Source organism: Janthinobacterium sp. GW822-FHT07H11, from assembly GCF_058798615.1.
This window is the reverse complement of record NZ_CM179507.1, coordinates 3,631,877-3,657,975: the sequence shown is the minus strand read 5'-3', so window position 1 is coordinate 3,657,975 and position 26,099 is coordinate 3,631,877. Positions and strand designations below refer to the sequence as shown.

The window sequence follows — 26,099 nt, the reverse complement described above, 5'->3', positions numbered from 1 at the left end:
GTGGATTTGTTCGCTTAACGCTGAGCCAGCCACGCGCCGTCTTGTGGAGCGCGGCGGAAAAGCGCTCTTCAATAGAAGTCATAAGGTAAGTCATCTAATCCTTAGGCCTCGAATTAATATTCGAGCATGCGATTTTGCGCGCCGTGCAGGCCTTCCTGTTTTCCGGCGCCGCTGTTACATTAGTGCCAGTCCATCACCATCAGGAGAGTGTCATGAGCACTGCAGAACAGAAGCAGGAAGGCCAGCACCGCGACAGCAGCGACTTTGTCATCACGCAAACCTTCGACGCGCCGCGCGAACTGGTGTTCCAGTCGTGGGTGGAGCCGGAACGCCTGGCCCAGTGGTGGGGGCCGGTCGGCTTCGAATTGAGCGTGCTGGCGCTCGATTTGCAGCCGGGCGGCGTTTTCCACTACGGCATGCGCGCCGACAATGGCTACGAGATGTGGGGCAAGTTCACCTACCAGCAGATCGACGCGCCGGAAAGGATTGTCTCGATTTTGTCATTCGCCGACAAGCAGGGCAATGCCGTGCAGCACCCGGTCAGCGCGACCTGGCCATTGGAATCGTTCAATGTCATGACCCTGACGGAAGAAAACGGCAAGACGACGATGACCTTGCGGTCGACGCCGCACAAGGCCACCAATGAGCAGCATGAGACGTTCAAGCAGGGGTTTGAATCGATGAAGCAGGGGTTCAAGGCGACGTTTGGACAGCTGGCCCAGTACTTGGCGCGTGTTCAGTGAGCGTATTGTTTTGAACGGCGGGCCGGAGCCGCGGGCCTGAGAAAATGGCCATGGCTGCGTTGCTTGGGCTCGCCGTACATGCGTACTGTCTTCGCCCGCGCGCCTTGCCCTGGCCATTTTTCAGGCCCGCTGGGCCCGGGGAACCTGGGTTGGAGGCAGTAGCCTATTCGGCTTGCTCTTGTATCTCAAGTTTGATACATGGGGCAGTTGCGCCCCATCGACGGCATTTCGCCTTGGTTGGCATCAAAAAAACTCCGTCCGTCCGCCCCTAATGCCGTTAAGTTTCATCCTTTCCCTGCCTAAAAGCAAAGCTCAGGGGGCCGAACCTCAGGGGCTAACCTCAGCATTTTCGCCGTTCGGGTTAAGTGGCTTGGTGGTATTGCATGGCAACAACACTTCGCGCAACTTCATCATTGCAGAGTTGTGGGAGGCCAAAGCCCATTCAGGTTTGAATTCCGTTACCAAGGCCATCGCTTTAATATGGTCAGGCATGGCGTGCGACTGCTCAACGGATTCGCGGTACTCGGTAATGGCAGCCTCCGCATCTATTGTGGCCTCAAAAATACCTGCTGTGTTCAAGCAATCCAGCATCACCGAACCGATCACCGATTCGCACTTGACAATGAGATGCAGCAAGTAGGTATCAAAGGCGAGGAATGTCCTTTTCTTACTCTGATTTTGGACTGCTGGCTCAGCAAGGATCATAGGAAAGTTGCCGTCGATGTGCGCAGCAGAGGTAATATCCAGGCCGCGGTGAACAACTGCATTACGTAGCTCACGGATGTAGGAGTAGTTCGCGGCACCATCCTGAAATCCATCAAACACTAGGCGCGAATGTAACTGCGCCTCAAAATCATTTGGATGCAGCGTTTTCGTTTCAATGAAGAGCTCAGTAGCAGCCAGAAGATTCAAAAAGTAGCCAGAGTAGTGAACTCTCATATCCGTCAGTTCAGTTGCCGATAATTGGGTGCGGAATGATAGGGCCGCGCGTAGCGCAGTTTGCCTTGCTGACATGTACCATGATAGCGAATGCAGCATGTCTCGGTTGGCGATGCTCAAAATAGTCATGGACGGCCTTTCCAGAGGCGAGGAATTGAGTAAGCTGATGATTTTAGTTGCGAACTAGATTGCTTGAAAGCGCGACAGCAATTAGCCGATAGCCGTCCGCACTCATTCATGAATAATTTGCGCCCCGCCTCCCAGCATCGCCCGCACCACCGGCAAAATCATCTGCCACGCATTCGACGTCGCCGCAATCTCGTCGTAATGGCTGGCGCCCGGCAAGATCAGCACTTCCGCATGGTCGCCGGCCAGCCTGGCCTTGGCCGCATAGTCGTGCGCCACGCGGGGCGGGGAGATGGTGTCGAGTTCTCCGGTCGCCAGGACTGTACGGCTGCCGTTGGGGATCAGGTCGGCCGCGTTGGTGTCGCTGTAGATGTCGGGGCGCTCCGTGCTGGCGCTGCCTGCCAGCTGGACGATGTCGCGTTCGCAGCTGCTCTTGATCAACTCCTTCTCATGGCGCAGGTCGGCCAGGCCGCCCAGGCTGAGGATATTCTTGATCGGCAGATACTGTGCGCGGTACAGCGGGCTGGTCCTGGGCAGTTTTTCCCGTCCTGCGATCCATTGCACCAGCTGGCCGCCGGCTGAGTGGCCCATGGCAAGGATGCGTTTCACGTCCAGCTGGTACTGGGGCGCGTGCTGTTGCAGGCTGTCGAGCGCCGCGTGCATGTCTTCGTAGGTGCCCGGGTAGCCGCCGCCCGGCTCGTCGACGCGGCGGTATTCGACATTCCACACGGCAATGCCTTGCGCGACGAGGGCGCCGGCCACGTTGCGCATCTGCTTGATACCGCCGAAGGCCACCGTCCAGCAGCCGCCATGCACGAGCACGACCACGGGAAACGGTCCCGCGCCTGCGGGCCGGAACAGCTGCGCGTATTGCGACGGCGCGGGGCCATAGGCGAACTGCGCCGTGGGGGCGGGGCCGTCCAGGGCCAGGTAGTCGTCCAGGCTCATGGGGGCGGCGACGGCGCCGTGGACAGAGGCGAGCAGGGCGGTCGCGAGCAGGGAAGATGGCAGGGACGTGGGCATCGTTGCTTTCGCTTGAGAAAAGAATAACACTGTAGCATAGGCTTACTGAGCGGAAAACAGCCCGCTGCCCCAGGCGCGCGCCATGCCGGCCACGATCTGCCGGGTATCGGCTTTGCCATGCTGGCGCGCCCGGCCTGCGAAGCGGACCTGGCCGCCAAGACGCCTGCCTTGCTGGCGCTGCTGCAACGCAGACTGGCGCCGGCGTAAAAAACGCTGTTCTACTTTCTCCTCTAACAACGTTGCTCCATGGTATATTCCGGGGATCAGTTATCCGCATATCGACACGGTGCACGCAAACCATCTCATCACATTGCTGGACGCCGAGCAGAGCGCGCTGGCAAGCATCGCGGCCGGGGTCGACCTGGGCCATGCCCTGGAACATTTGCTGCTGGCGCTGGAAGGCCAGGCCAGCGAGTCCATGCACGCCTGTATCGTGCGGATCGATGAGGCCGACCGTTTTTGCGGCCTTTCCGCCCCCAGCCTGCCGCAAGACCTGAGCCTGGCGCTGCGCCACGGCGGCGAGCAGTCGTCCCCGTTCAGCCTGGCCGCCTTTTCCGGCGCGCCCGCATATTGCGGCGACATCACGCGCGACCTGCACTGGAGCGCGGGACGCAAGGAAGCGCTGCTGCACGGCTACCGCGCCTGCTGGGTCGCGCCCGTGTTCGGCGCCAGCGGGCACGTGCTCGGCGTGCTGGGCATGCTGTTCACCTCGCCATGCCACCCGACCCAGCCCGAAATCGAACTGCTGGTCATCGCCGCGCGCGTGGCCGCCCATGTCATCGAACGGGGCCAGCTGGAAAAAAGCCTGCACGATTATCGCGAGCATTTCCATTACGCCATCGAACTCAATACCCAGGTGCTGTGGACGGCCGGCATCGACGGCAAACTCGACTACGTGGCGCAGCGCTGGCGCGAGTGGACGGGCAGTAGCGGCCTGGGCACCAGCTGGCTCGATGCCATCCATCCCGACGACGTGGCGTCCACGCTGGCCGCCTGGAGCGAAGCGGTGGGCAGCGGCCAGTCCTTCGACGTGGAACAGCGCGTGCGCCGCCGCGACGGCCAGTACCGCTGGGTGCATTCGCGCGCCTACTGCCGGCTGGACGAGCACGGCAAGCCCGTCAAATGGTACGGCTCTTGCGAAGACATCGACGAACACTGGCGCGCGCGCAATGCCCTGCTCGACAGCGAAGCGCAGTTCCGCTCGCTGGCGTCGGCCATGCCCAACCAGGCGTGGCTGGCGCGCAGCAACGGCGATACCTACTGGGTCAACGAGCGCGTCTGCGAATACACGGGGCAGTCCATGCAGTCGCTGGTCGACGGCGGGTTCCGCCACTGCGTGCATCCCGACGACCAGCCAGGCACGCACGGCAGCTGGCAAGTGGCCGTGGCCACGTCCAGCGCCTATGAAAATGAATTCCGCATGCGCCGCGCCAGCGACGGCGCCTACCGCTGGTTCCTGGCGCGCGCCTTGCCCCTGTTCGACGAGTCGGGCAAGGTGCTGCGCTGGGTGGGCACGAACACGGATGTGCAGGAACAGAAGAACCTGCTGGAAAAGATGGCCTACCTGAATTCCTCGCTGGAAGTGGAGATGGCCAACCGCACGGCCGACCGCGACCGCATGTGGCGCCTGTCCACCGACATCATGCTGGTGGCGGACCTCGCCGGCATCATCATCGCCGTCAATCCCGCCTGGACCGGCATCCTCGAGCGCCCGGAAGTTGAATCGCTGGGCATGGATTTCATCAGCCTCGTGCATCCCGAGGACCGCATGGCGGCCCTGAGGGACCTGGCGCGCCTCGCGCATGGCGCGCCCACCTTGCGCATGGAAAACCGCTACCGGCGCCGCGACGGCAGCTACCGCTGGATTTCCTGGACGGCCGTGCCCGCGCAAAAGCTGATCCACGCCATCGGGCGCGACGTCACCGATGAAAAGGATGCGCGGCTGGCGCTGGTGCGCAGCGAACAAGCGCTGCTGCAGGCGCAAAAGCTGGAATCGATCGGCAAGCTGACGGGCGGCGTGGCGCACGACTTCAACAACGTGCTGCAAATTATCTCCGGTAACCTGCAGTTGCTCAAGCTGACGGTGGCCGACAATCCGCAAGCGGCAAAGCGCCTCGATTCCGCCGCCTCGGCCGTGGAGCGCGGCGCGAAACTGTCGTCGCAGCTGCTGGCCTTTGCCCGTCGCCAGCCCCTGAAGCCGCTGGTGACGGACATGGGACGGCTGCTGCGCAGCATGCATGAGTTGATCCGCCGCGCGCTGGGCGAACGCGTCAGCGAAGAGACCTTCATCAGCGAAGGGCTGTGGCACACCCTGGTCGATCCGAACCAGATGGAAAACGTGCTGCTGAACATGGCCATCAATGCGCGCGACGCCATGGAAGGGGGCGGCCGCCTGACGTTTACCTTGAGCAATGTCACCCTGGACGCCGCCTATGCGAGCCTGCATGCGGACGTGCTGGCGGGCCAGTATGTCTTGCTGACCATCACGGACACGGGCCATGGCATGGAGAACGACGTGATCGACCAGATCTTCGAACCGTTCTTCACCACCAAGCGCGAAGGCGAGGGCACGGGCCTGGGCCTGTCCATGGCGTATGGCTTCATCCGCCAGAGCGCGGGCCATATCAAGGTGCACAGCGCGCCCGGCGCCGGCACCACCTTCAAGATTTACCTGCCTCGCTCGCTGGAAAAACTGGCCGAGCCGCCGCCCAGCCTGGCCGGTCCCGTGCTCGGCGGCGGCGAAACCATCCTCGTGGTGGAAGACGACGCGCCGGTGCAGCATACGGTGGTCGACATGCTGCGCGGCCTCGGCTACGACGTGCTGCATGCGGACGACGGCGACAGCGCGCTGGCCCTGCTGCGCGGCGGCGTGGCCATCGACCTGTTGTTTACGGACGTGGTCATGCCCGGCCCCGTCAGCAGCAAGGAACTGGCGCGCCAGGCGCGGCTGCTGCTGCCCGAGCTGGCCGTGCTGTACACCTCGGGCTACACGCACAACGCCATCATGCAGGGCGGCCGCCTGGACCCGGGCGTGGAACTGCTGAGCAAACCGTACCGGCGCGAAGACCTGGCGCGCACGGTGCGCCACCTGCTGGCCGACCGCCGCCTGGTGGGCGCGCCCGACCCGTCCGGGCGGCGCGTGCTGCTGGTGGAAGACAATGACGATGCGCGTGAAATGAGCACGGAAATGCTCAATATGCTGGGGCATACCGTGCATGGCGTGGCCAGCGCGGAAGAAGCGCTGCCCCTGCTGGCCATGCCGGGGCTCGACATCCTCGTCACCGATATCAGCCTGCCCACGATGTCGGGCCTGGAACTGGCGCGCCATGCGCGCGAGGGCTGGCCGCACCTGGACGTGATCGTCGCCTCGGGCCATGCCTGGGGGGCCAGCCTGCTGCACGACGAGCAGGCGCGCTTCCTGTCCAAGCCCTTCAGCCTGGAGGAACTGGCGGCCGTGCTGAAAGCCCGGCGCCCCCGGGATTAGAACCTGTCCCGGCAGAAAGCGTCAGCCGGGGCTCTCAAGGGCCGGCCTTGCCGGGCGCCCGCAGCGCCTGCTGCAGCTGCTCGATGGTAAACGGCTTGACGAGAAAGCGCGCCGCAGGGTCGCTGACGCCGGAATTGGCGGGCGCGTGGCCGGTGGAAAACACCACTTCCAGTTGCGGATGCCGGCTGGCCGCCAACGCGGCCAGTTCGGCGCCCGACATCTGCGGCAGGCTGATATCGGTGAGCAGCAATTCCAGGCCCGGCGTGCTCAGCAGCGGCAAGGCGTCCTCCGCGCAAGCGACGGCGCTGACGGTGTGGCCCAGCATGCGCAGCAGCTCGCCCGTCATGGCGCGCGCATCGGCGTTGTCTTCCACCAGCAGGATGTGGCGTCCGCTACGCGCCGGGGTGCCGGCCGGCTGCGGCGCCATCTGCGCGCGGTATTGGTGCAGCGCCGTGACGTGCTGGCGGTTGGCCAGCAGATGGCGGATGCGCCGCGCCAGGTCTTCGCGCCGGTAAGGCTTGCTCAGCAGTTCCACGCCTGGTTCCAGGCGGCCGCCCTGCATCATGGCGTCCTGCGTGTACCCCGAGGTAAACAGCACGGCCAGCGCGGGCAGCAGCTGGCGCGCCTGGCGCGCCAGCTGCGTGCTGGCGACGGGGCCGGGCATGACCACGTCCGTAAACAACAGGTCGACGGGAATGCCGCTGCCGATGATGTTCAAGGCGCCCTCGCCATCGGCGGCGCGCAGCACGAAATAGCCGAGGCCGCGCAACATGTCGACCACCGTCGTCTGCACCTGCAGGTCGTCTTCCACCACGAGGATGGTTTCCTTGCCGCCCAGCACGGGACCGCTCAGCTGCAAGGGCAGTTCGCTGGCCCCTTCAAGCGAACGGGGCAGGTAGATGCGGAAAGTGCTGCCATGGCCGGGCCGGCTGTCGACCTTCAGGTGGCCGCCGCTCTGCTTGAGGAAGCCATATGCCATGGACAGGCCCAGGCCCGTGCCTTCGCCTTCCTTTTTCGTGGTGAAGAACGGTTCGAAGATCTTGTCCAGCAGCTCGGGCGCGATGCCCGTGCCCGTGTCCGAGATGGCCAGCTGCACGTAGTCGCCGGGCGCCACGTCCGCATGGCGGGCCGCGTAGGCGGCGTCGAGCACGCAGTTGCTCAGTTCTATGGTCAGCTGGCCGCGGCCATCCATGGCGTCGCGCGCATTGATGGCCAGGTTCAGGATGACGTTTTCCAGCTGGTTCGGGTCGACCAGCGCGTGCCAGGCCTGGTCCGCCAGCAGCAGGCGGGTATCGATGGTTTCGCCCGTGGCGCGGCGCAGCAGGTCTTCCGTCGAGCGCAGCAGGTGCGCCAGGTCCGTCACCAGCGGCTTGAGGGGCTGGCGGCGGGCGAAGGCCAGCAGCTGGGCCGACAGCTTGGCGCCCCGTTCGACGGCGACGCAGGAGCTGGCGATGCGCTTGGCCGCCTGCGGATCGCCGCCCACCGTCATCTGCAATAGTTGCAGGTTGCCCGAGATGATTTGCAGCACGTTGTTGAAGTCGTGCGCCACGCCGCCCGTCAGCTTGCCCAGCGCTTCCAGCTTTTGCGACTGCAGCAGGGCGGTCTCGCTGTGGCGCAGCGATTCCTGCATGCTGCGCAGGGCGTGCGCCGCTTCCTTTTCCAGCGTGACGTGGCGGCCCGTGGCAAAGACCAGGTCGCCTTCGGGCGCGGCCACCCAGGACAGCCAGCGGTAGCCGCCGTCGCGGTGCCGGTAGCGGTTTTCAAAGCTGGGCGCGGCCTCGCCCGTGACTTGTGCCAGCGCCGCGCGCGTCGCCTGCGCATCTTCCGGCAGCACGAAGTCGAACACGCTGCGGCCCAGCATTTCCTCGGGCAGCCAGCCCAGGATGGCGCTGGCGGCGGGATTGACGGCGGCAAAGCAGTACTCGGCGTCGACCGCCACCATCAGGTCGTGCGCGCTGCGCCACAGCCGTTCGCGCTCGCTGTTGCGCGCGGCCAGTTCCGCTTCCAGCTTTTTTTCCACGCTGATATCGCGCGCGCTGCAATACACCTTGTCTTCCTCGGGCACGGCCACCCACGACAGCCAGCGCCAGCCGCTCAGCTTGTGGCGGTAGCGGTTTTCGAAGCGCAGCGCCGGCTGGCCCTGCTTGGCCGCGTCCCAGGCCGCATATGTGCGCTGCAAGTCGTCTGGATGGATCAGTTCGAAAAACCGCATCGCGCGGATCTCTTCTTCCGACCAGCCCAGCGTCGCCTGCCAGGCGGGATTCGAATGCTCGAAATAGCCATCGAGGTTGAGCACGCCCAGCAGGTCCGGGCTGACGCGCCAGGTGCGGCCGAATTCGCGCGTGCGTTCGGCAACCTGGCTCTCCATGCTTGCGCTGAGCGCGCGCAGCTGTTCTTCCGCCTGGGCCCGCAAGATGGTCGACCATACCCGTTCCGACACTTGCACGGCCAGCTCGATCTCGTCCGCATGCCACAGCCGCGCCGTGCGGCTGTGCACGACGAACAGCACGGCCAGCCGGCCTTCCTTGACGATGGGAATGTTGAGGAAGGCGCGGATGCCCAGGCGCGCGAACGTGGCCAGCGAGGCGGGCATGGCCGTGCGGGGATCGCTGGCCACGTCGCTGACGGCGACCGGGTGGGCGGCGGCCAGTGCCTCGGCCAGGCCGGCCGCATAGTCGCCGAGGAAATATTCGCCGGCGGCGCCCGGTGCCAGGCCGTCGCTCCAGGCGTATGGCAGGGTGGGGCAGTGCAATGTCTGCTCGATGTCGAAACAGGCGACCTGGTGGGCGTCCAGCCGCTGGCCCAGCATCCGCGCCGACAGGGCCAGGATCTCGCCCGTGTCGTGCAGCGGGCGCAGCCGGCGTTCCAGTTGCAGCAGGAAGGCGACGCCGCCGGCCCGGCTGCTCATGCCGTGTCCGTTTGCCATGCCGGCCTCAGCTTCCTGCCAGCGGCAGGGTGACGCTGAACAGGGCGCCATTGCCGGGCTGGCTTTGCAGGGTGATGGCGCCGCCATGGGCGTCGACCAGCTGCTTGGTGATGAACAGGCCCAGGCCCAGGCCGCCCGTGCGGTCCTGGTGCACGACGCGCTCGAAGGCGTCGAAGATGCGCTCCTGGTCCTTGGCGTTGATGCCGATGCCATGGTCGCGCACTTCGATGACGGCGCTGTTCTGCGTGTGCGCGAGGCTGATTTCGATGGGCTGGCCCTGGCCGTAGCGCAGCGCATTGCTGATCAGGTTGACAACGATCTGTTCCACGCGGAAGGCATCCCAGAAACCCGTGATGGTGTCGAAGGCCAGCACTTCCAGCACGCTGCCCGTGGCGCCGGCATGCTGCGCCAGGTCGTCGGCCACGCGGCGCACCAGCGCCGTCAGGTCCACCGCTTCGCGGCGTATCGACAGCTTGCCGCTGGTAATGCGCGACACGTCGAGCATGTCGTCGATCAGGCGCACCATGCTGCGGATCTGGCGCCCGTCGCGCGCCACCATCTTGTGCAGCTTGTCCGTCTCGAAGGCGGCCAGGTTGCCGCGTTCCAGGTTGACGGTGCGCATCTGCGTTTCCAGGAACAGGGTATTGAGCGGGGTGCGCAGCTCGTGCGCCACCATGGACATGAATTCATCGCGCAGGCGCAGCGAGCGCTGCAGCTCTGCCTGGGTGGCGCGCAATTGCTGCAGCAGCGCTTCCTGCTGCTGGCGGCTGTATTCGAGCGCCTGCACCTGGCGCCGCGTCTCGCTGCGCTGCTGGTGCAGGGCGACGAAGACGTTGACCTTGCTTTGCACGGCATTGATGTCGAGCGGCTTGTGCAGGAAGTCGACGGCGCCGCTTTCATAGCCCTGGAAGGCGAAATTCATTTCCTTGCCGGCCGCCGTGACGAAGACGATGGGGATGTGGCGCGTCTTTTCCGTGCCGCGCATCAGCTGCGCCAGCTCGAAGCCGTCCATTTCCGGCATCTGCACGTCGAGGATGGCGAGCGCGAAATCGTGTTCGAGCAGCAGGGCCAGCGCTTCCTCGCCCGAGGAGGCCTGGTAGATGCTGCGGTCGTTCTCGCGGATGAGCGCGTTCAGCGCGCGCAGGTTTTCCGGCAAGTCGTCGACGATCAGCAGTTTGGTGCGGGTTTCAGTCATCATGGTGCATTCCTGGCATTGCCTCGCTGCGCGGCGTGCGCGCGCTTGCGGTAAAGTTTTTCCCCTTCCAGGCCCGGCAAGGGCTCGAAATCGGCGGAGAAACGGGTGAAGTTCGGACTTTCCTTGCTGCCCAGGCCGAGAAAGCCCCGGTGGCACAGCGATTCGTGGAACAGGCCCAGCGCGCGGTCCTGCAGCGCCTTGTTAAAGTAAATCAGCACGTTGCGGCAGCAAATCAATTGCGTTTCCGCAAACACGCTGTCCGTGGCCAGGCTGTGGTCGGCAATGGTGATCTTTTCGAGCAAGGCAGGGTCGAAGCGGGCCACGGCGTGCTCGGCCGTGTAATAGTCCGCCAGGTGCCCGCGGCCGCCCGCGGCCAGGTAATTGTGCTGGCCGTCGTCCATCCGGTGCAGCGGATAGGCGCCGCGCGCCGCCGTCGCCAGCGCCTGCGGATTGATGTCCGTGGCATGGATCAGGCTACGCGCGAGCAAGCCTTCCTCGTGCAGCACGATGGCCAGCGACAGCGCTTCCTCGCCCGTGCAGCAGCCGGCGACCCAGATGCGCGGCGAGGGATAGGTTTTCAGCACGGGCACGACCTGTTCGCGCAGGGCCCGGAAAAAGGCCGGATCGCGGAACATTTGCGTGACGGGCACGGTCAGGATCTGCAGCAGCTGGCCGAAGGCGGCGGGATCGTCGAGCACGCGCTGCTGCAGCGCCGGCACGCCGTCGCACTGGAAGCGGTCCAGCGCATGGTTCACGCGGCGCCGCTGCGACGGCACCGCGTAGTCGCGGAAGTCGTAGCTGTAGCGCTGATAGAGCGCTTCCATCAGGGCCTGCAGCTGCGCTTCCGTGTAGCGCATGGACATCAGCGGCGCTCCGTCATCTTGCCTGCCATCAGATGCGTTCCATCTTCGGCATCCACACGCGCAGCAGCGAATACAGGCGGTCCAGGTCGATCGGCTTGGCCAGGTAGTCGGAGGCGCCGGCCTGCAGGCATTCCTCCTGGTCATTCTTCATGGCCTTGGCGGTAATGGCAATGATGGGCAGCTTGGCGTAGCGGCCATCGGCGCGGATCAGGCGCGTCGCCTCCAGCCCATCCATGCCCGGCATCATGACGTCCATCAGCACCAGGTCGATGTCGTCCACGCTGTTGAGCTTGCTGATCGCTTCGAAGCCGTTGCGGCCGATTTCCACCACCACGCCTCGTTGTTCCAGCGCATTCGTCAGCGCAAAGATGTTGCGCACGTCGTCGTCCACCAGCAGGATCTTGCGGCCTTCGAAGACGCGCTCGCGGCTGCGCACCTGCTGCAGCATGCCCTGGCGCTCGCTCGACAGTTCCGACTCCACCTTGTGCAGGAACAAGGTCACTTCGTCGAGCAGGCGTTCGGGCGAGCGGGCGCCCTTGATGATGATCGAGCGCGAGTACTTCATCAGGTCCGCCTCTTCTTCGCGGCTCAGGTTGCGGCCCGTGTAGACGATGACGGGCGGGAACGAGCACAGTTCCTCGTGTTCCATGCGTTCGAGCAATTCGTTGCCCTGGATATCGGGCAGCTTCAGGTCGATGATCATGCAGTCGAAAATTTGTGTCTTCAGCAACTCCAGCGCCTGTTCGCCCAAGGCCACGGCCGTGATTTCCACGTCCTCGTCGCTGATCAGGTGGACCACGCTTTCGCGCTGGCGCTCGTCATCCTCGACCAGCAGGATGCGCTTCATCTTTTGCGTGAACTTCGATTCGAGCTTGAGGAACACGTCCTTGAGCTGCTCGCGCGTGCGCGGCTTGGTGGCGTAGCCGATGGCGCCCAGCTGCATGGCCGCCTGCATGTGGTCGTTGCCCGAGACGATGTGCACGGGAATATGGCGCGTCCGCGGGTTTTCCTTGAGCTGCTGCAAGACCAGCAAGCCCGGACGGTCCGGCAAGCCCATGTCCAGCAAGATGGCGTCGGGCATGAAGTCGGCGGCCAGGCGCAAGCCCTCGTCGGCGCCGTGCGCCACCAGGCAGCGGTACTGCATTTCGTGCGCGAGGTCGAACAGGATGCCGGCAAACGCGGGCTCGTCCTCGATCACCAGGACCGAACGCTGGCCGCTGCGGGCGGCGGGGGCGCTGTCGCGGTCATCCTTGAAGGTGGCTGGCGGCACCGGTTTCGGTACGGCGGGCACGGCTGCCGCCGGCATGGCGGGCGGGCGGTGCGGCTGCGGCGCGCTGCGCAAGGGTTGCGGCGCGGCGCGCTGCTGCCAGGCCAGCGGCAGCACCAGGGTGAAGGTGCTGCCCTGGCCAGGCGTGCTGGCCAGTTCGATCGTGCCGCCCAGCAAGGCGGCCAGGTCGCGCGAAATCGACAGGCCCAGGCCCGTGCCGCCATAGCGGCGGCTGGTCGTGCCATCGGCCTGGTGGAAGGCGTCGAAGACTTTCTGCTGCTGGTCGTCGGCGATGCCGATGCCCGAATCCTGCACCTGGAAGCGCAGCTGGCCGGCGTCGTCCTGCGTCACCTGCAGCGCCACCGCGCCCGCATCCGTGAACTTGATGGCGTTCGACAGCAGGTTTTTCAGGATCTGCTCGAGGCGCTGGCGGTCGCTGACAAAGGCCGCCGGCACGCCGGGCGCCACGCTGGTGCTCAGGGCCAGGCGCTTTTGCTCCGCCTGCGCGCCGAACAGCATCTTCATGCTGCTCAGCAGTTCTGCCAGCGGCACTTCTTCCGGGGTCAGGTCCAGCTTGCCGGCCTCGACCTTGGAAATATCGAGGATGTCGTTGATCAGGGTCAGCAGATCATTGCCGGCCGAATAGATGGTCTGCGCGAACGTCACCTGTTCCGGCGTGAGGTTGCCGGCGCTGTTGTCCGACAGCAGCTTGGACAGGATGAGCGAGCTGTTCAGCGGCGTGCGCAGCTCGTGCGACATATTCGCCAGGAATTCGGACTTGTAGCGGCTGGCGCGCTGCAGCTCTTCGGCGCGGGCTTCGAGTTCGGCGTGGGCCTGGCCGATGGCGACGTTCTTCTGGTCCAGCGCCAGCGCCTGCACGGCCAACTGCTCGTTCGATTGCTCGAGCGCCGCCTTTTGCTCTTCCAGGTGGGCTTGCGACTGCTCCAGCACGCGCGACTGCTCGCCCAGTTCTTCGTTGGCCGTGCGCAGCTCTTCCTGTTGCACTTCCAGTTCCTCATTCAGTTGCTGGGTTTCTTCCAGCACGTTTTGCAGGCGCTGGCGGTACATCGCCGCTTCCAGCGAGGTGCCGACATTGCTGGCGATCAGGTTCAGCAACTCCTTGGCGCGCGCGCTGACGGGGCGGGTGAATGCCAGTTCGATCACGCCGTTGACGGCGCCTTCATTGTTGACGGGCGCGAGCACCAGTTCCAGCGGCGTGCCATGGCCGAGGCCGGAAGTCACGGTCAGGTAGTGTTCGGGGACCTGCTGCACGTGCTTCAGGCGTTTTTCGCGTGCCGTTTCGCCCACCAGGCCTTCACCGAGCTTGAACACCTGCTTGTCTTTCACCCCTTGTTCGCTGAAGCCGTACACGGCCGCGCGGCGCAGGCTGCCGTCGTCATCGACCGCATACAGGGTGGCGACGGCCACGTCGAGGCGATTGGCCAGGAAGTCGAGCACTTGCCGTGCCAGTTGCGGCAAGGCCAGCTGGCCGCTGGTATGGGCCGCCAGGTCGGTCTGCCCGGTGCGCAGCCACGCCTGTTCCTGCAGCACTTCATTGTCCTTGCTGCGCTGCTCCAGCGCTTCATTGTAGATGTCGGACAGGCGCAGCAGTTCGCGCCGTCCCAGGTAGGCCAGCAAGCCGGACAGGCCCAGGCTGAGGGCCAGGAACAGCACCATGGCCGTGATGGTGCGGCCTTCGGCCGCGTCGCTGCGCTCCTGGCGCAGCCTTTGCTCCATCGACAGGAAGGCGAGGAATTCGCGGCGGATTTCATCGAATTCCAGCTTGCCTTCGCCCTGGCGCACGCGCGCCAGGAATTCCTGGTTGCCGCGGCGCTGCGCGATCACGCCTTCCGCATAGTCCATCCACTGCGTTTGCAGCGCGCGGATGCGGCGCAGGCGGTCGACCTGGATAGGGCTGTCCGAGACCAGTTCCAGCAGCGTGCTCATCTCGACGGCGATCTTGGCCTTGCCCGACTTGTAGGGCGCCAGGAAGGCTTCGTCGCCCGTCAGCAGGTAGCCGCGCATGCCCGTTTCCAGGTCCACCGACAATTTCATGACTTCGTTGGCATTGCCGATCACCCGTTCCGAGTGTTCCACCGAGCGCAGCGCGGAGAGCAGGTAGGCGATCAGGCCGACAAAGACCAGGGCGGTGAGCACGCCCACCACCAGCGGCAGGGTGACGTTGCGGGCAAGAATGCGGCGAAAGCTGAAGGTGTCGATCGGGGTCTTGGTATTCATGGGATCCGGGGTGGAAAACAGGTGAGCAATTTTAACTGATATGCAATTTCTGCCGCGCAATGCATAGTGCCTTGAACAACAGGGCTTGCCAAGGCAGGCGCTAGCATAACAGCGCGTCACACATTTGACGCACATCAAGGGTGATGCGTCGGCGGCATCTAGCATGAAAGGTGTCAGGCAGGCCGCCGGCATCGCCGCCCGTGCCCACTCCTGCGACTGCGCGCCTGTTCTGCGCGCCTCGTATCGGACATGATTTTTTATAAAGGAAAGCTATCATGGCGTCTCAATTGATCCCCCGCGACCCCTTCCACACGCTGGGGCGCTTCGACCCGTTCAGCGACATTGACGATCTCATGCGCGATTTCTTCGCGCCCGCCTGGCGCGCGCGCGAAGGCAGCGCGCCGCGCATGCGCCTGGACATTTCAGAAACCGAGCAAGCCTACCTGGTGAAGGCCGAAATCCCCGGCGTCAGCCGCGACGACATCCAGGTGGCCATCGATGGCAACCGCGTCTCCATCACGGCTGAACTGAAGGAAGAGCGCCATGCCGACGATGGCGGCAAGACGGTGCGCAATGAACGGCTGTATGGGCAGCAATACCGCAGTTTCACCTTGCCCCAGGAAGTCGATGAAAACAGTTCGCAGGCGCGCTATCTCGATGGCGTGCTGCAACTGAGCCTGCAGAAGAAAGAGGGCACGGGCGGCAAGCAGCTGCAAATACAATAGGGACCGGCGGCGGAGCACACCACTGTACAAGCGCACAGTGGTATCGGGAAGTCAATGCGCTATCATTTCGACAACATGACCGGCTGTTACTGCCACGCGCCCGCGCGCGAGGCGGTGACGGCGGTCCCTGAGTAACCCGGCACCCCGCGTGCTTGTCCATGTTTCGATATGACTGCCAACCCACCCAAATCTTCGCCACAGCATTTCTTGTCACGTCCCGATGTCGCCACGGCAGCCATTGTCGAAACAGGCATCGCCATCCTGCACGCCGAAGGGCGATTGGCCGCCGAGGCGTATCTGCGCCAGCAGGGTATCGGCAGCAGCATGATGCTGCGCCTGTTGTCGGCCAGCGGCCACCGCCGGTCCAGTTCCGCCGCCCGGCAAAAGGCGGCGCCGGCCCCGGCCTGTCACATCGCGGACAGCGGGGACCAGTAGGCACCGAGGGCCGGCCGGTCACGGCGGCGCGGAAGCGGTGGTGAGCCGAGGGGGCGAGGGGGCGAGGGCGCGCGGGACGGCTGCCCGCCTTGCGCACCGGGCAGGCCGGGCAAAGAGGCGGCAACTGATACCGCAGCGGATACCGCAACTGATATATACAGGCTCAAACAGGAGGCTCAAGCAGGAGGCTCAAGCGGAAGGGCTTGCCGCGCACCGCCGGCCAGGGCTGGCGGTGCGCGGCGTATCGGCTGGAAGATGGCCTAGTCGCGTATTTCCAGCGCCCGGTTCAGGCTCAGGGCGGCCAGCGAGGCGACGGCGCCCGACAGCAGGTAGAAGCTGACATAGGCGAGGCCGAAATTGGCCGACAGGCCCAGCGCCACCAGCGGGGCGAAGCCGGCACCGACCAGCCAGGCCAGGTCGGACGTCAGGGCCGCGCCCGTGTAGCGGAAGCGGGCGGGGAAGTTGGCCGTCACGGCACCGGCGGCCTGGCCGTAGGACAGGCCCAGCAGGCTGAAGCCGACGAGGATGAACACGTCCTGGCCGGTATTGCCGCCGCCCATCAGGGTCGGCACGAAGGCGCTGAAGATGGCGATCAGCACGGCCAGCACGCCCAGGGTGGTGCGGCGACCCACTTTATCGGCCAGCAAGCCGGAAATCACCACGCCGATGGCGGCCAGCACGGCGCCCAGCATCTGGATCTGCAGGAAGTCCGAGGCGGAACGGGTCTGGTAGACGGAAATCCACGACAGCGGGAACACCGTCACCAGGTGGAACAGCGCATAGCTGGCCAGCGCGGCCAGGGCGCCGATCAGCACGTTGCGGCCCTGGCCGCGGCTCATTTCAAACACGCTCACGGGCTGCAGTTCGCGTTCGTCGAGCAGGCGCGCATACTCATTCGTCGACACCAGGCGCAAGCGGGCAAACAGGGCCACCACGTTGATGGCGAAGGCGACATAGAAGGGATAGCGCCAGCCCCAGTCGAGGAATTCCTCGTCCGTCAGGGTGGTCAGCATGAACCAGAACAGGCCGGCCGCGATCAGGAAGCCGGCGGGCGCGCCCAGCTGGCCCAGCATGGCGTACCAGCCGCGCTTGTTTTCGGGCGCGTTCAGGGCCAGCAGCGACGGCAGGCCATCCCACGAACCACCGAGCGCCACGCCCTGGCCGATGCGCAGCACCGACAGCCAGACGATGGCGGCAAAGCCCAGGTGCGCGTAGGTGGGCAGGAAGGCGATGCCGGCCGTCGATACGCCCAGCAGGAAGAGGGCGAACGTCAGCTTGGCGCTGCGTCCCATGCGGCGCTGGATCTCCATGAAGAGCACGGTGCCGAAGGGACGGGCGATGAAGGCGAACGAGAAGATCAGGAAAGCATATAATGTGCCCTCCAGGCGTTCTTCGAACGGAAAGAAGACGCGCGGAAACACCAGCACCGAGGCGATGGCGTAGACAAAGAAGTCAAAGTACTCGGAAGCGCGGCCGATGATCACGCCGACGGCGATCTCACCGGGGTCGATATGCGATTCGACCGTGCCGGCCCCGCGTGCGTCGCGCAGGGAATGGGGGGAAAAGTCGGCGGGTACGTCTCCGCTGGGTATGCGTGTGCTGGACATGATGATCGTCTCCAATATCGTTTCGAGTTCGGCCAACGCGTAACTTACCCCGGGTGTCTCACGCCCGGAGCAGGACTATTCATTGGATAGTTGTAGGATAAGTCCTCGACTACCAAGGGAAAGTCCGAGCAAGGGGTAGGACAAAACGTCCAATTGCCAGTGCGCTCCAGTGAGAATACAGTACCATATCTTCATCCCCTGTACTGGACTTTCCTGTATGTTTTCATTAAAAGTTCGTCGCGGACTGCTTCTTTTACCTCTCGCATTGTTGGCTGGTTGCAATATGGTGGTACTGAATCCGTCCGGCGACATCGCAGTTCAGCAAGGCAATCTGATTGTCATCTCGACACTGCTGATGCTGTTGATTATCGTTCCGGTAATCGCCCTGACCCTGCTGTTCGCATGGCGCTATAGAAAAAACAATACCGCGGCCAAATACGAGCCGGACTGGGACCACTCGACTCGCCTCGAGCTGATCATCTGGGGCGCGCCCCTGCTGATCATCATCGTGCTGGGCCTGCTGACCTGGATCAGCACCCACACCCTCGATCCATACCGCCCATTGAGCCGTATCGACGCCAACCGCCCGATTCCCGCCAGCCACAAGCCGATGATCGTCGAAGTCGTGGCCCTGGACTGGAAATGGCTGTTCATCTACCCGGAGCAAGGCATCGCTTCCGTGAATGAACTGTATGCGCCCGTCGACCGTCCGATCCGCTTCAAGATCACCGCCTCGTCCGTCATGAACTCGTTCTTCATTCCCGCACTGGCAGGTCAGATCTACGCCATGCCGGGCATGGAAACGCAGTTGAATGCCGTCATCAACAAGCCCGGTGTCTACAAGGGCTTCTCCGCGAACTACAGCGGTGCCGGTTTCTCGGGCATGCGCTTCAAGTTCCACGGCGTCAATGATGCGGACTTCGACAAATGGGTGGAATCGGCACGTGCCGGTGGCGGCGCGCTGAACCGCGACGACTACCTGTCGCTGGCCCAGCCTAGCGAACGCGATCCGGTGCGCCGCTACAGCGCCGTGCCTAACGATCTGTACAAGGCAATTCTGAACCGCACCATCGTTTCCGACGCCCTGTGCGTGACGCCGGTCGAGCCATATAAATTGACGATGGCAAAAAGCCCGGTAGCGGCCGTAACGGCAGTAGTCGCTAGCGATGCAGTGGTTGAAAAGGGCGTTCAAGCCAAGTAACGACTGCATGAATCCCGCAGCGCAATGCGCTGCAGATACTGGCGCCGCTTGCCTGGCGCCTCCCTTTTTTCTCTGAGAGTAACAATGCTAGACCATATTGATCTGACGAAGCTTATATTCGGCCGTCTGACTTGGGATGCAATTCCATTTCACGAACCTATCCTGCTGGCGACCTTTGCCATGGTCGCCCTGGGCGGTATCGCACTCGTTGCGGCACTGACGTATTTCCGCGTCTGGGGTACCCTGTGGCGCGACTGGATCACCAGTATCGACCATAAAAAAATCGGTATCATGTACATGATTCTGGGCCTGGTCATGCTGTTGCGCGGCTTTGCCGACGCGCTGATGATGCGTACCCAGCAGGCAATCGCCTTTGGCGACAATGCCGGCTTCCTGCCACCGCATCACTACGACCAGATCTTCACCGCCCACGGCGTGATCATGATCTTCTTCGTCGCGATGCCTTTCGTGACGGGTCTGATGAACTACGTGGTGCCGCTGCAAATCGGCGCGCGCGACGTGGCTTTCCCTTTCCTGAACAACTTCAGCTTCTGGATGACCACCATGGGCGCCGCCCTGGTCATGGCTTCGCTGTTCGTCGGCGAATTCGCCCGCACGGGCTGGCTGGCCTATCCGCCGCTGTCGGGCATCGTCGGCAGTCCGGACGTGGGGGTAGACTATTACATCTGGTCCTTGCAGATTGCCGGGGTCGGGACGCTATTGTCCGGTGTCAACCTGATCGCCACCATCGTCAAGATGCGCGCGCCTGGCATGACCTGGATGAAAATGCCCGTCTTCACCTGGACCGCACTGTGCACCAACATCCTGATCGTCGCCGCCTTCCCGGTGCTGACGGCCGTATTGGCCATGCTGTCGCTGGACCGCGTTGCCGGCTTTAACTTCTTCACGACGGAACTGGGCGGCAACGCCATGATGTACGTCAACCTGATCTGGATCTGGGGTCACCCGGAAGTCTACATCCTGATCCTGCCGCTGTTCGGCGTGTTCTCGGAAGTGGTCGCCACGTTCAGCAGCAAGCGTCTGTTCGGCTACGCCTCGATGGTCTACGCCACCTGCGTCATCATGATCCTGTCGTACCTGGTATGGCTGCATCACTTCTTCACCATGGGTTCGGGCGCCAGCGTCAACTCCTTCTTCGGCATCACGACGATGATCATTTCGATCCCGACGGGCGCGAAGATCTTCAACTGGCTGTTTACCATGTACCGCGGCCGTATCCGCTTTGAGCTGCCGATGCTGTGGACGATCGGCTTCATGGTCACCTTCACCATCGGCGGCATGACCGGCGTCTTGCTGGCCGTACCTCCAGCGGACTTCGTGCTGCACAACAGCCTGTTCCTGATCGCCCACTTCCATAACGTGATTATCGGCGGCGTGGTCTTCGGTGTATTTGCTGCAATCAACTACTGGTACCCGAAAGCCTTCGGCTACAAGCTCGACGCGTTCTGGGGCAAGTGCTCGTTCTGGTTCTGGTTCGTCGGCTTCTACCTGGCCTTCATGCCGCTGTACGTGCTGGGCCTGATGGGCGTGACCCGTCGTGTCAACCACTTTGAAGATCCATCGTTGCAAATCTGGACCATCATCGCCTGGTTTGGCGCCGTCTCGATCGCCCTGGGTATCGCTTCCATGCTGATCCAGTTCTATGTCAGCTACCGCAACCGTCACGCCCTGCGCGACGTGACCGGCGACCCATGGGGCGGCCGTACCTTGGAATGGTCGACGTCGTCGCCTCCGCCAGACTATAATTTCGCCTTCACGCCACAAGTGCACGAACTCGATGCATGGACTGACATGAAGAAACACGGTTACCAGCGTCCGACGTCCGGTTTCACGAAGATCCACATGCCGAAGAACACCTGGGCCGGTTTCGTGATCGCCGCACTGTCCGCACTGGTCGGTTTTGGCCTGATCTGGCAAATGTGGCTCGTCGCCGCCGTCGGCTTCGTGATCATGATGGTCACCATCATCGTCCATACCTTTAACTACAAGCGCGATTACTACATTCCTGCGGAAGAAGTGGTCCGTACCGAAGACGCTTATACTAAATTGCTGAGCAGCCATGTCTGATACCATCGCCCATAACACCGGCGCCGCTGGCGCCGCACCAAGCACGCGCAGCTACTTTGTGCGCGAGCACCACCCGGAAAACGGCAGCCTGCTCGGTTTCTGGCTCTACCTGATGAGCGATTGCCTGATCTTCGCCTGTCTGTTCGCCACCTACGCCGTGGTCGGCCGCAGCTATGCGGACGGCCCGACGGGCGCCGCGCTGTTCGACCTGCCGCTGGTGGCCGTCAACACGGCCATGCTGCTGCTGTCGTCGATCACCTACGGCTTCGCCATGCTGGCCATGCAGCGCAAGCAATTGCGCAGCACCCTGGTCTGGCTGGGCATCACGGGCCTGTTCGGCCTGGCCTTCCTGTCGCTGGAAATGTATGAATTCATTCATCTGATCCACGAAGGCGCCGGTCCGCAGCGCAGCGCGTTCCTGTCGTCGTTCTTCGCCCTGGTCGGTACCCACGGCTTGCACGTGACGTTCGGCGTGATCTGGCTCGTGACCCTGATGTTCCAGTTGAACAAGCATGGCCTGACCCCGGAAAACGGCCGCCGCATGATGTGCCTGTCGCTGTTCTGGCACTTCCTGGACGTCATCTGGATCGGCGTCTTCACCTTTGTCTACCTGATGGGAGTGCTGCCATGAGCGACCACCACACACACGGCGATAGCCACCACCATGACAATCACGATCATGGCAGCCTGAAAAGCTACACCATCGGCTTCATCCTGTCGGTGATCCTGACGGCCATTCCGTTCTGGCTGGTGATGACGAAAGCCATCACCAACTCGGGCACCATGGGCCTGGTCCTGCTGGCGTTCGCGGCCGTTCAAGTGGTGGTGCACATGGTGTACTTCCTGCACATGAACACCAAGTCCGAAGGCGGCTGGAACATGATGGCGCTGATCTTCACGATCATGATCGTGGGCATCGCCATGGCCGGTTCCCTGTGGGTCATGTACCATATGAACCACAACATGATGCCGGATCTGATGCCTGAGTACATGCATACGAAAACGGCTCCATGATGAGTCAACCGCGCCCAGACAGCACCGGGCGCGCCCCTGGCGCCGCATCGCAAGATGCCGCGCCAGGCCCACGCGGCATGGCTGTGCGTTATACGCTGGCCATACTCGCGGGGATCTTGTTTGCCGGTTTCTGTGCCCTGGGCACCTGGCAAGTCAAGCGCCTGTTCTGGAAGCTTGACCTGATCGAGCGCGTCGAACAACGCGTACATGCGCCCGCAACGGACGCGCCTGGACCCGCAGCCTGGGCCGGCATCACGCCTCAAACGGATGAATACCGCCATGTGCGACTCTCCGGTACGTATCTCCCCCTATTCAATACCCTGGTGCAAGCAACGACGGCACTGGGCAGCGGCTACTGGTTAATCACGCCCTTGCGCCTGGCCGATGGCAGCACCGTGCTGGTCAACCGCGGCTTCGTGGCCAAGCGCGCCGGCATCGCCGCCGGCACGCCGCCCGGCATCGTCGAGGTCGACGGCTTGCTGCGCATCAGCGAAACGGGCGGCGGTTTCCTGCGCGAAAACAGTCCTGCCACGCAGCACTGGTATTCGCGCGACGTGGCCGCCATCGCCGCCTCGCACATGCTGACCAACGTGGCGCCATATTTTGTCGACGCGAAAGAAAAGTCGGAAACGGCCGTTGACGCCCCCGTCGGCGGCCTGACCGTGATCTCGTTCCACAACAGCCACCTCGTGTATGCCTTGACGTGGTTTGCCCTGGCCTTGATGGTCGCCGGCATCACGTGGTGGATCGTGCGCGAGGACAAGCGCCGTCGCGCCCGTGGCAAGAAGCTTGATCCATCGCAAGAAAGCGACCATGCCGGGCAGGATTGAGATCCTGCCCAACCGCGAGGTATTAGAACGCGGCGCCGTGGCGGCCGAGATGGAACATCCGGCCGGCCACCAGAACATGAAGCTGCTGATCCAGCTGCGCTGGCTGGCCGTGATCGGCCAGATCAGCACCATCTTCGGCGTGGGCGTGGGACTGGGCATCGCCTTGCCCGTGCCCTACATGCTCGAAGTGCTGTCCTGCCTGATCGCCTTCAACCTGGCCAGCCTCTTGCGCTGGCACGAACGCCAGCCCGTCTCGAACACGGCGCTCTTTCTTGCCCTGCTGGTCGACGTCACCGTGCTGACGGCCCAGCTCTACCTGAGCGGCGGCATCAGCAACCCGTTTGCCTTCCTGTATCTGTTGCAAGTCATCCTCAGCGCCGTGCTGCTGGAAGTGTGGTCGACCTGGATCATGGTGGCCATTACCAGCCTGTGCCTGGCCGGCCTGGCCTTGCTGCCCGGCCCCCTGATCCTGCCGATCGACCCCGAGCGGGGTTTTTTCAGCCTGTATGTGCAGGGCTTGCTGATCTGCTTCATCCTCAACGCCGCCTTGCTGGTGGTGTTTATTACGCGCATCAACCGCAACCAGCGGGCCGGCGACGCCAAGGTGGCCGACTTGCGCCAGCGCGCGGCGGAAGAAGAGCACATCATCCGCATGGGCTTGCTTGCCTCGGGTGCCGCGCACGAACTGGGCACGCCGCTGGCCACCTTGTCCGTCATCCTCGGCGACTGGCGCCGCATGCCGGAATTGAGCAAGAACAGCGAACTGCTGGAAGAAATCACGGAAATGCAGGCGCAGTTGCAGCGCTGCAAGAGCATCGTCAGCGGCATCTTATTGTCGGCGGGCGAGGCGCGCGGCGAATCGTCCGTGAAAACGACGATCAACACCTTCCTCAACGACCTGGTTGACGAGTGGCGCACGAGCCGCCCGATCCAGGGTTTCGAGTACGATAACCGCATCGAGCACGACGTGCCCGTCGTCTTCGATTCCACATTGAAACAAACCATCTGCAATGTGCTCGATAATGCGCTCGAAGCGTCACCCGAATGGCTGCGCTTCGAAGCGACGCGCGAGGCGGACGCGCTGCACCTGGTCATTACCGATGCGGGTCCCGGCTTTGAGCCGTCGATGCTGACGCACCTGGGAAAACCGTATCAAAGCAGCAAGGGCAAGCCCGGCGGCGGCCTGGGGCTGTTCCTGGTGGTGAATGTCGCGCGTACTTTAGGTGGTACGGTAACGGCGCGCAACCGGGTACAGGGCGGGGCGGTGGTGCACCTGGCCTTGCCGCTGGCGGCCATCAAACTGGAAAGAGAAAGCGACCACCATGCAGGATGACCGTCTGTTACTGATCGTGGAAGACGATGCCGCGTTTGCCCGCACCCTGGGCCGCTCGTTCGAGCGGCGCGGCTACCAGGTCATCCTGGCCACCAATTTCGACGAAGCGAGCGCCTTGCTCGAGCAGCATTGCCCCGACTACGCCGTCGTCGATTTGAAGTTGAATGGCAATACCTCGGGCCTGGCCTGCGTGCAGATGCTGCACCAGCACGACCCGGAAATGCTGATCGTCGTGCTGACCGGCTACGCCAGCATCGGCACGGCCGTCGAAGCCATCAAACTGGGCGCCTGCCAGTACCTGGCGAAGCCGTCGAACACGGACGACATCGAAGCGGCCTTCGGCCACGTGGCCGGCAACGCCGACATCGAACTGACGAATCGCGCCACCAACATCAAGACCCTGGAATGGGAACGCATCCACGAAATGCTGGCCGAGACGGATTTTAATATCTCGGAAACGGCCCGCCGCCTTGGCATGCACCGGCGCACCCTGGCGCGCAAGCTGGAAAAGCAGCGGGTGAAATAGTTACTGCGCTGTCTGGTCGTTGTCGAATGTCAATTCGATCATGCTGTCATTGCTCCAGTCCTGCTCCCGCAACGGCGGCGTGAACGACGTGCCGCTGAAGGGCACGGGCGCGCTTTTGCCGTTGTAGCTGATCGTCGCGGCCGTGATGCGCCGTGCTTCCGTAAAGCTGTAGGTGCCTTTTTGCGACACGAAATTGCACGGGCCGCCCAGTGCGCCCATCGCCGTGCGCATGGCGAAAGGCAAGGTTTCCTTGTCGATGGCCCAGTGGACTTCGCACGCCAGCCGCAGGTCGCCCAGGCGGCGCAGCGTGTCGCTGGTCGCCGCGCTCCTGACGTAGGGTATCCACCGGACCGAGCCCGCCTTGCGGTTCACGGTCAGCTCGGCCTTGTCATACAGCGGACCTTGCTCGACGGGCAAGCTGAAGATATTGCGCTCGCCCAGCGGTATCGCCAGGCCCGCCTCGTCGCTTTCCAGCCGCAGCGCGATGCCATGCATGTCGACGTCGGCACGGCGCGGCTCGAGGATGAATTTCAATTCGGCGCCGGGCGCCAGCGCATGCTTTTCCTCGAAGCGTAGGACGCCCTTGAGCATGGCACTGTAGGGCTTCCAGTCCGGGTCGCGCATGCCTTTCACGTTGACGGACGCCGCCGCATCCTGCCCGGCCTGTTCCACGGCTGCTTCCGTATCAGCGCAAGCTTGCGCCGCGACACCGCACAAACACAGCAAAAGCCCCGCTCTTTTAATGGCACGCATACCTGATCTTTCTATTCATCAATGAAAACGCGAGTGTAGAAAAAAACACCGGTATGAGCAGGTTTTTAAGACAGAGCGTCGATTAGGATGAATGAAGTGCTTGAACGCGCCGTTTTACCGGATGCGATGGCAAGATATCGCATAGCCGCCAGACTGGCCGGATACATAACAAAATTCGGCCGACAATAGGGCCATCATGCGGGCGCCCGCCACTCCATCTTTTGCACCTGGATATGCGGATGGCTTTCCAGTGCTTCCCATTCCGGCAAGAAGACAAAGCCTTGTTTCAGGTAAAACGCGGCCGCGCGGGCATTCTCGGGCGCCACGTCGAGCACCAGCCGGGAATGGCCATGGTCCACGGCGCATTGCTTCACGGCCTCGACCAGGCCTTGCGCCACGGACAGGCCGCGATAGTCGGACTGTACCCACATGGCGATCAGATGGCATTCGCCATTGCCGGCCACCACTTGCGCGGCCAGGCCGATGGATTGATCGCCATCAAAGGCGAGGAAAAACGTGCGCTGCGGCGTGCTGACGGCACGCAGCTGCCAGTCGGCGTCTGAGAAAGCGGCCGCGCTGGCGTGGCTGGCGCCAAAGGCCGTGGGCGCGTCGAGCAGGGCGGCCAGGCGCGTGGCTTTCAGCGCGGGCCAGTCGCTGGCGGTGGTGGGGCGGATGATAATCTTGTTCAAATTGTCAGTATTCCTGATGCGATAAGAGTAGTCATTGATGTATTTGCCAATATTAACAGGAGCGCTGGCTTGCGCAGTCGTATCTGTTGCATAC

The 26,099-nt window shown here is 63.4% G+C and carries 20 protein-coding genes; 11 read left to right on the top strand and 9 right to left on the bottom strand.

Annotated elements, in window-relative coordinates:
- Positions 1 to 212 precede the first annotated feature (212 nt).
- Entirely contained in the window at positions 213 to 743 is a 531-nt protein-coding gene (locus tag AC3RCJ_RS16105) for an SRPBCC family protein (RefSeq protein ID WP_492957998.1), read from the top strand.
- A gap of 327 nt (positions 744 to 1,070) precedes the next feature.
- On the opposite strand, the gene AC3RCJ_RS16100 is transcribed toward AC3RCJ_RS16105, so the two are convergent.
- Positions 1,071 to 1,811: a hypothetical protein gene (locus AC3RCJ_RS16100; RefSeq protein ID WP_492957996.1), complete on the bottom strand. Its 741-nt coding sequence runs from the start codon at positions 1,809 to 1,811 to the stop codon at positions 1,071 to 1,073.
- Between the two features lie 102 nt (positions 1,812 to 1,913).
- A complete protein-coding gene (locus AC3RCJ_RS16095; RefSeq protein ID WP_492957994.1) occupies positions 1,914 to 2,831 on the bottom strand; it encodes an alpha/beta hydrolase in 918 nt (305 codons plus the stop codon).
- Between the two features lie 286 nt (positions 2,832 to 3,117).
- Here AC3RCJ_RS16095 and AC3RCJ_RS16090 point away from each other — a divergent pair, with 286 nt between their 5' ends.
- Positions 3,118 to 6,315 (top strand): PAS domain-containing protein, encoded by a 3,198-nt coding sequence (locus AC3RCJ_RS16090; protein ID WP_492957992.1) that lies wholly within the window; start codon positions 3,118 to 3,120, stop codon positions 6,313 to 6,315.
- 34 nt (positions 6,316 to 6,349) lie between these two features.
- Here AC3RCJ_RS16090 and AC3RCJ_RS16085 read toward each other — a convergent pair whose 3' ends face one another.
- From AC3RCJ_RS16085 to AC3RCJ_RS16070, 4 genes are read right to left on the bottom strand one after another with little or no spacing between them, the layout of a single operon-like run.
- On the bottom strand, positions 6,350 to 9,241 hold the full coding sequence (locus AC3RCJ_RS16085) for a hybrid sensor histidine kinase/response regulator (RefSeq protein WP_492957990.1): 2,892 nt from the start codon (positions 9,239 to 9,241) through the stop codon (positions 6,350 to 6,352).
- 7 nt (positions 9,242 to 9,248) lie between these two features.
- Positions 9,249 to 10,439 (bottom strand): hybrid sensor histidine kinase/response regulator, encoded by a 1,191-nt coding sequence (locus tag AC3RCJ_RS16080; RefSeq protein ID WP_492957988.1) that lies wholly within the window; start codon positions 10,437 to 10,439, stop codon positions 9,249 to 9,251.
- Positions 10,436 to 11,299, bottom strand: coding sequence for a CheR family methyltransferase (locus AC3RCJ_RS16075; RefSeq protein ID WP_492957986.1), 864 nt, complete (start codon positions 11,297 to 11,299; stop codon positions 10,436 to 10,438). Before AC3RCJ_RS16075 ends, AC3RCJ_RS16080 begins: the two co-directional genes overlap by 4 nt.
- Before the next feature lie 28 nt (positions 11,300 to 11,327).
- Positions 11,328 to 14,804, bottom strand: a complete 3,477-nt coding sequence (locus tag AC3RCJ_RS16070) for a response regulator (RefSeq protein ID WP_492957984.1) — start codon at positions 14,802 to 14,804, stop codon at positions 11,328 to 11,330.
- 275 nt (positions 14,805 to 15,079) lie between these two features.
- Between AC3RCJ_RS16070 and AC3RCJ_RS16065 the strand changes: the two genes are divergently transcribed.
- Together AC3RCJ_RS16065 and AC3RCJ_RS16060 are read left to right on the top strand one after the other, a co-directional pair.
- Positions 15,080 to 15,529 carry an Hsp20/alpha crystallin family protein gene (locus AC3RCJ_RS16065; protein WP_492957982.1) on the top strand — a complete coding sequence of 150 codons (450 nt, stop codon included), beginning with the start codon at positions 15,080 to 15,082 and terminating at the stop codon, positions 15,527 to 15,529.
- 207 nt (positions 15,530 to 15,736) lie between these two features.
- Positions 15,737 to 15,964, top strand: coding sequence for a hypothetical protein (locus AC3RCJ_RS16060; protein WP_492957980.1), 228 nt, complete (start codon positions 15,737 to 15,739; stop codon positions 15,962 to 15,964).
- A gap of 260 nt (positions 15,965 to 16,224) precedes the next feature.
- On the opposite strand, the gene AC3RCJ_RS16055 is transcribed toward AC3RCJ_RS16060, so the two are convergent.
- Positions 16,225 to 17,571 carry an MFS transporter gene (locus AC3RCJ_RS16055; RefSeq protein WP_492957978.1) on the bottom strand — a complete coding sequence of 449 codons (1,347 nt, stop codon included), beginning with the start codon at positions 17,569 to 17,571 and terminating at the stop codon, positions 16,225 to 16,227.
- Between the two features lie 217 nt (positions 17,572 to 17,788).
- Between AC3RCJ_RS16055 and cyoA the strand changes: the two genes are divergently transcribed.
- The 7 genes from cyoA (at position 17,789) to AC3RCJ_RS16020 (ending at position 24,563) form a co-directional block, all read left to right on the top strand.
- A complete protein-coding gene (gene cyoA / locus AC3RCJ_RS16050) occupies positions 17,789 to 18,772 on the top strand; it encodes a ubiquinol oxidase subunit II (RefSeq protein ID WP_492957976.1) in 984 nt (327 codons plus the stop codon).
- 84 nt (positions 18,773 to 18,856) lie between these two features.
- A complete protein-coding gene (gene cyoB / locus AC3RCJ_RS16045) occupies positions 18,857 to 20,860 on the top strand; it encodes a cytochrome o ubiquinol oxidase subunit I (RefSeq protein ID WP_492957974.1) in 2,004 nt (667 codons plus the stop codon).
- On the top strand, positions 20,853 to 21,491 hold the full coding sequence (gene cyoC, locus AC3RCJ_RS16040; RefSeq protein ID WP_034788486.1) for a cytochrome o ubiquinol oxidase subunit III: 639 nt from the start codon (positions 20,853 to 20,855) through the stop codon (positions 21,489 to 21,491). The genes cyoB and cyoC overlap by 8 nt, the downstream gene beginning before the upstream one ends.
- Complete coding sequence (gene cyoD, locus AC3RCJ_RS16035) at positions 21,488 to 21,874, top strand: cytochrome o ubiquinol oxidase subunit IV (RefSeq protein WP_034748058.1); 387 nt, start codon at positions 21,488 to 21,490, stop codon at positions 21,872 to 21,874. Before cyoC ends, cyoD begins: the two co-directional genes overlap by 4 nt.
- A complete protein-coding gene (locus AC3RCJ_RS16030) occupies positions 21,871 to 22,704 on the top strand; it encodes an SURF1 family protein (RefSeq protein ID WP_492957971.1) in 834 nt (277 codons plus the stop codon). Before cyoD ends, AC3RCJ_RS16030 begins: the two co-directional genes overlap by 4 nt.
- Positions 22,688 to 24,037 (top strand): ATP-binding protein, encoded by a 1,350-nt coding sequence (locus AC3RCJ_RS16025; protein WP_492957969.1) that lies wholly within the window; start codon positions 22,688 to 22,690, stop codon positions 24,035 to 24,037. Before AC3RCJ_RS16030 ends, AC3RCJ_RS16025 begins: the two co-directional genes overlap by 17 nt.
- Positions 24,027 to 24,563: a response regulator transcription factor gene (locus AC3RCJ_RS16020; RefSeq protein ID WP_034788474.1), complete on the top strand. Its 537-nt coding sequence runs from the start codon at positions 24,027 to 24,029 to the stop codon at positions 24,561 to 24,563. Before AC3RCJ_RS16025 ends, AC3RCJ_RS16020 begins: the two co-directional genes overlap by 11 nt.
- Here the strand turns inward: AC3RCJ_RS16020 and AC3RCJ_RS16015 are convergent, their stop codons facing one another.
- Positions 24,564 to 25,235 carry a hypothetical protein gene (locus AC3RCJ_RS16015; RefSeq protein WP_492957967.1) on the bottom strand — a complete coding sequence of 224 codons (672 nt, stop codon included), beginning with the start codon at positions 25,233 to 25,235 and terminating at the stop codon, positions 24,564 to 24,566.
- Positions 25,236 to 25,510: 275 nt separating this feature from the next.
- Positions 25,511 to 26,005 carry a GNAT family N-acetyltransferase gene (locus tag AC3RCJ_RS16010; protein ID WP_492957965.1) on the bottom strand — a complete coding sequence of 165 codons (495 nt, stop codon included), beginning with the start codon at positions 26,003 to 26,005 and terminating at the stop codon, positions 25,511 to 25,513.
- Between the last annotated feature and the right edge of the window lie 94 nt (positions 26,006 to 26,099).

What these genes read in the sequence shown, in the direction of transcription:
- cyoD (WP_034748058.1), top strand. Translation starts at nt 21,488, where the DNA reads ATGAGCGACCACCACACACACGGCGATAGCCACCACCATGACAATCAC.
- AC3RCJ_RS16100 (WP_492957996.1), bottom strand. Translation starts at nt 1,811, where the DNA reads ATGACTATTTTGAGCATCGCCAACCGAGACATGCTGCATTCGCTATCA.
- AC3RCJ_RS16085 (WP_492957990.1), bottom strand. Translation starts at nt 9,241, where the DNA reads ATGGCAAACGGACACGGCATGAGCAGCCGGGCCGGCGGCGTCGCCTTC.
- AC3RCJ_RS16095 (WP_492957994.1), bottom strand. Translation starts at nt 2,831, where the DNA reads ATGCCCACGTCCCTGCCATCTTCCCTGCTCGCGACCGCCCTGCTCGCC.
- AC3RCJ_RS16020 (WP_034788474.1), top strand. Translation starts at nt 24,027, where the DNA reads ATGCAGGATGACCGTCTGTTACTGATCGTGGAAGACGATGCCGCGTTT.
- AC3RCJ_RS16105 (WP_492957998.1), top strand. Translation starts at nt 213, where the DNA reads ATGAGCACTGCAGAACAGAAGCAGGAAGGCCAGCACCGCGACAGCAGC.
- AC3RCJ_RS16075 (WP_492957986.1), bottom strand. Translation starts at nt 11,299, where the DNA reads ATGTCCATGCGCTACACGGAAGCGCAGCTGCAGGCCCTGATGGAAGCG.
- AC3RCJ_RS16065 (WP_492957982.1), top strand. Translation starts at nt 15,080, where the DNA reads ATGGCGTCTCAATTGATCCCCCGCGACCCCTTCCACACGCTGGGGCGC.
- AC3RCJ_RS16030 (WP_492957971.1), top strand. Translation starts at nt 21,871, where the DNA reads ATGATGAGTCAACCGCGCCCAGACAGCACCGGGCGCGCCCCTGGCGCC.
- AC3RCJ_RS16070 (WP_492957984.1), bottom strand. Translation starts at nt 14,804, where the DNA reads ATGAATACCAAGACCCCGATCGACACCTTCAGCTTTCGCCGCATTCTT.
- AC3RCJ_RS16025 (WP_492957969.1), top strand. Translation starts at nt 22,688, where the DNA reads ATGCCGGGCAGGATTGAGATCCTGCCCAACCGCGAGGTATTAGAACGC.
- cyoC (WP_034788486.1), top strand. Translation starts at nt 20,853, where the DNA reads ATGTCTGATACCATCGCCCATAACACCGGCGCCGCTGGCGCCGCACCA.
- cyoA (WP_492957976.1), top strand. Translation starts at nt 17,789, where the DNA reads ATGTTTTCATTAAAAGTTCGTCGCGGACTGCTTCTTTTACCTCTCGCA.
- AC3RCJ_RS16055 (WP_492957978.1), bottom strand. Translation starts at nt 17,571, where the DNA reads ATGTCCAGCACACGCATACCCAGCGGAGACGTACCCGCCGACTTTTCC.
- cyoB (WP_492957974.1), top strand. Translation starts at nt 18,857, where the DNA reads ATGCTAGACCATATTGATCTGACGAAGCTTATATTCGGCCGTCTGACT.
- AC3RCJ_RS16080 (WP_492957988.1), bottom strand. Translation starts at nt 10,439, where the DNA reads ATGATGACTGAAACCCGCACCAAACTGCTGATCGTCGACGACTTGCCG.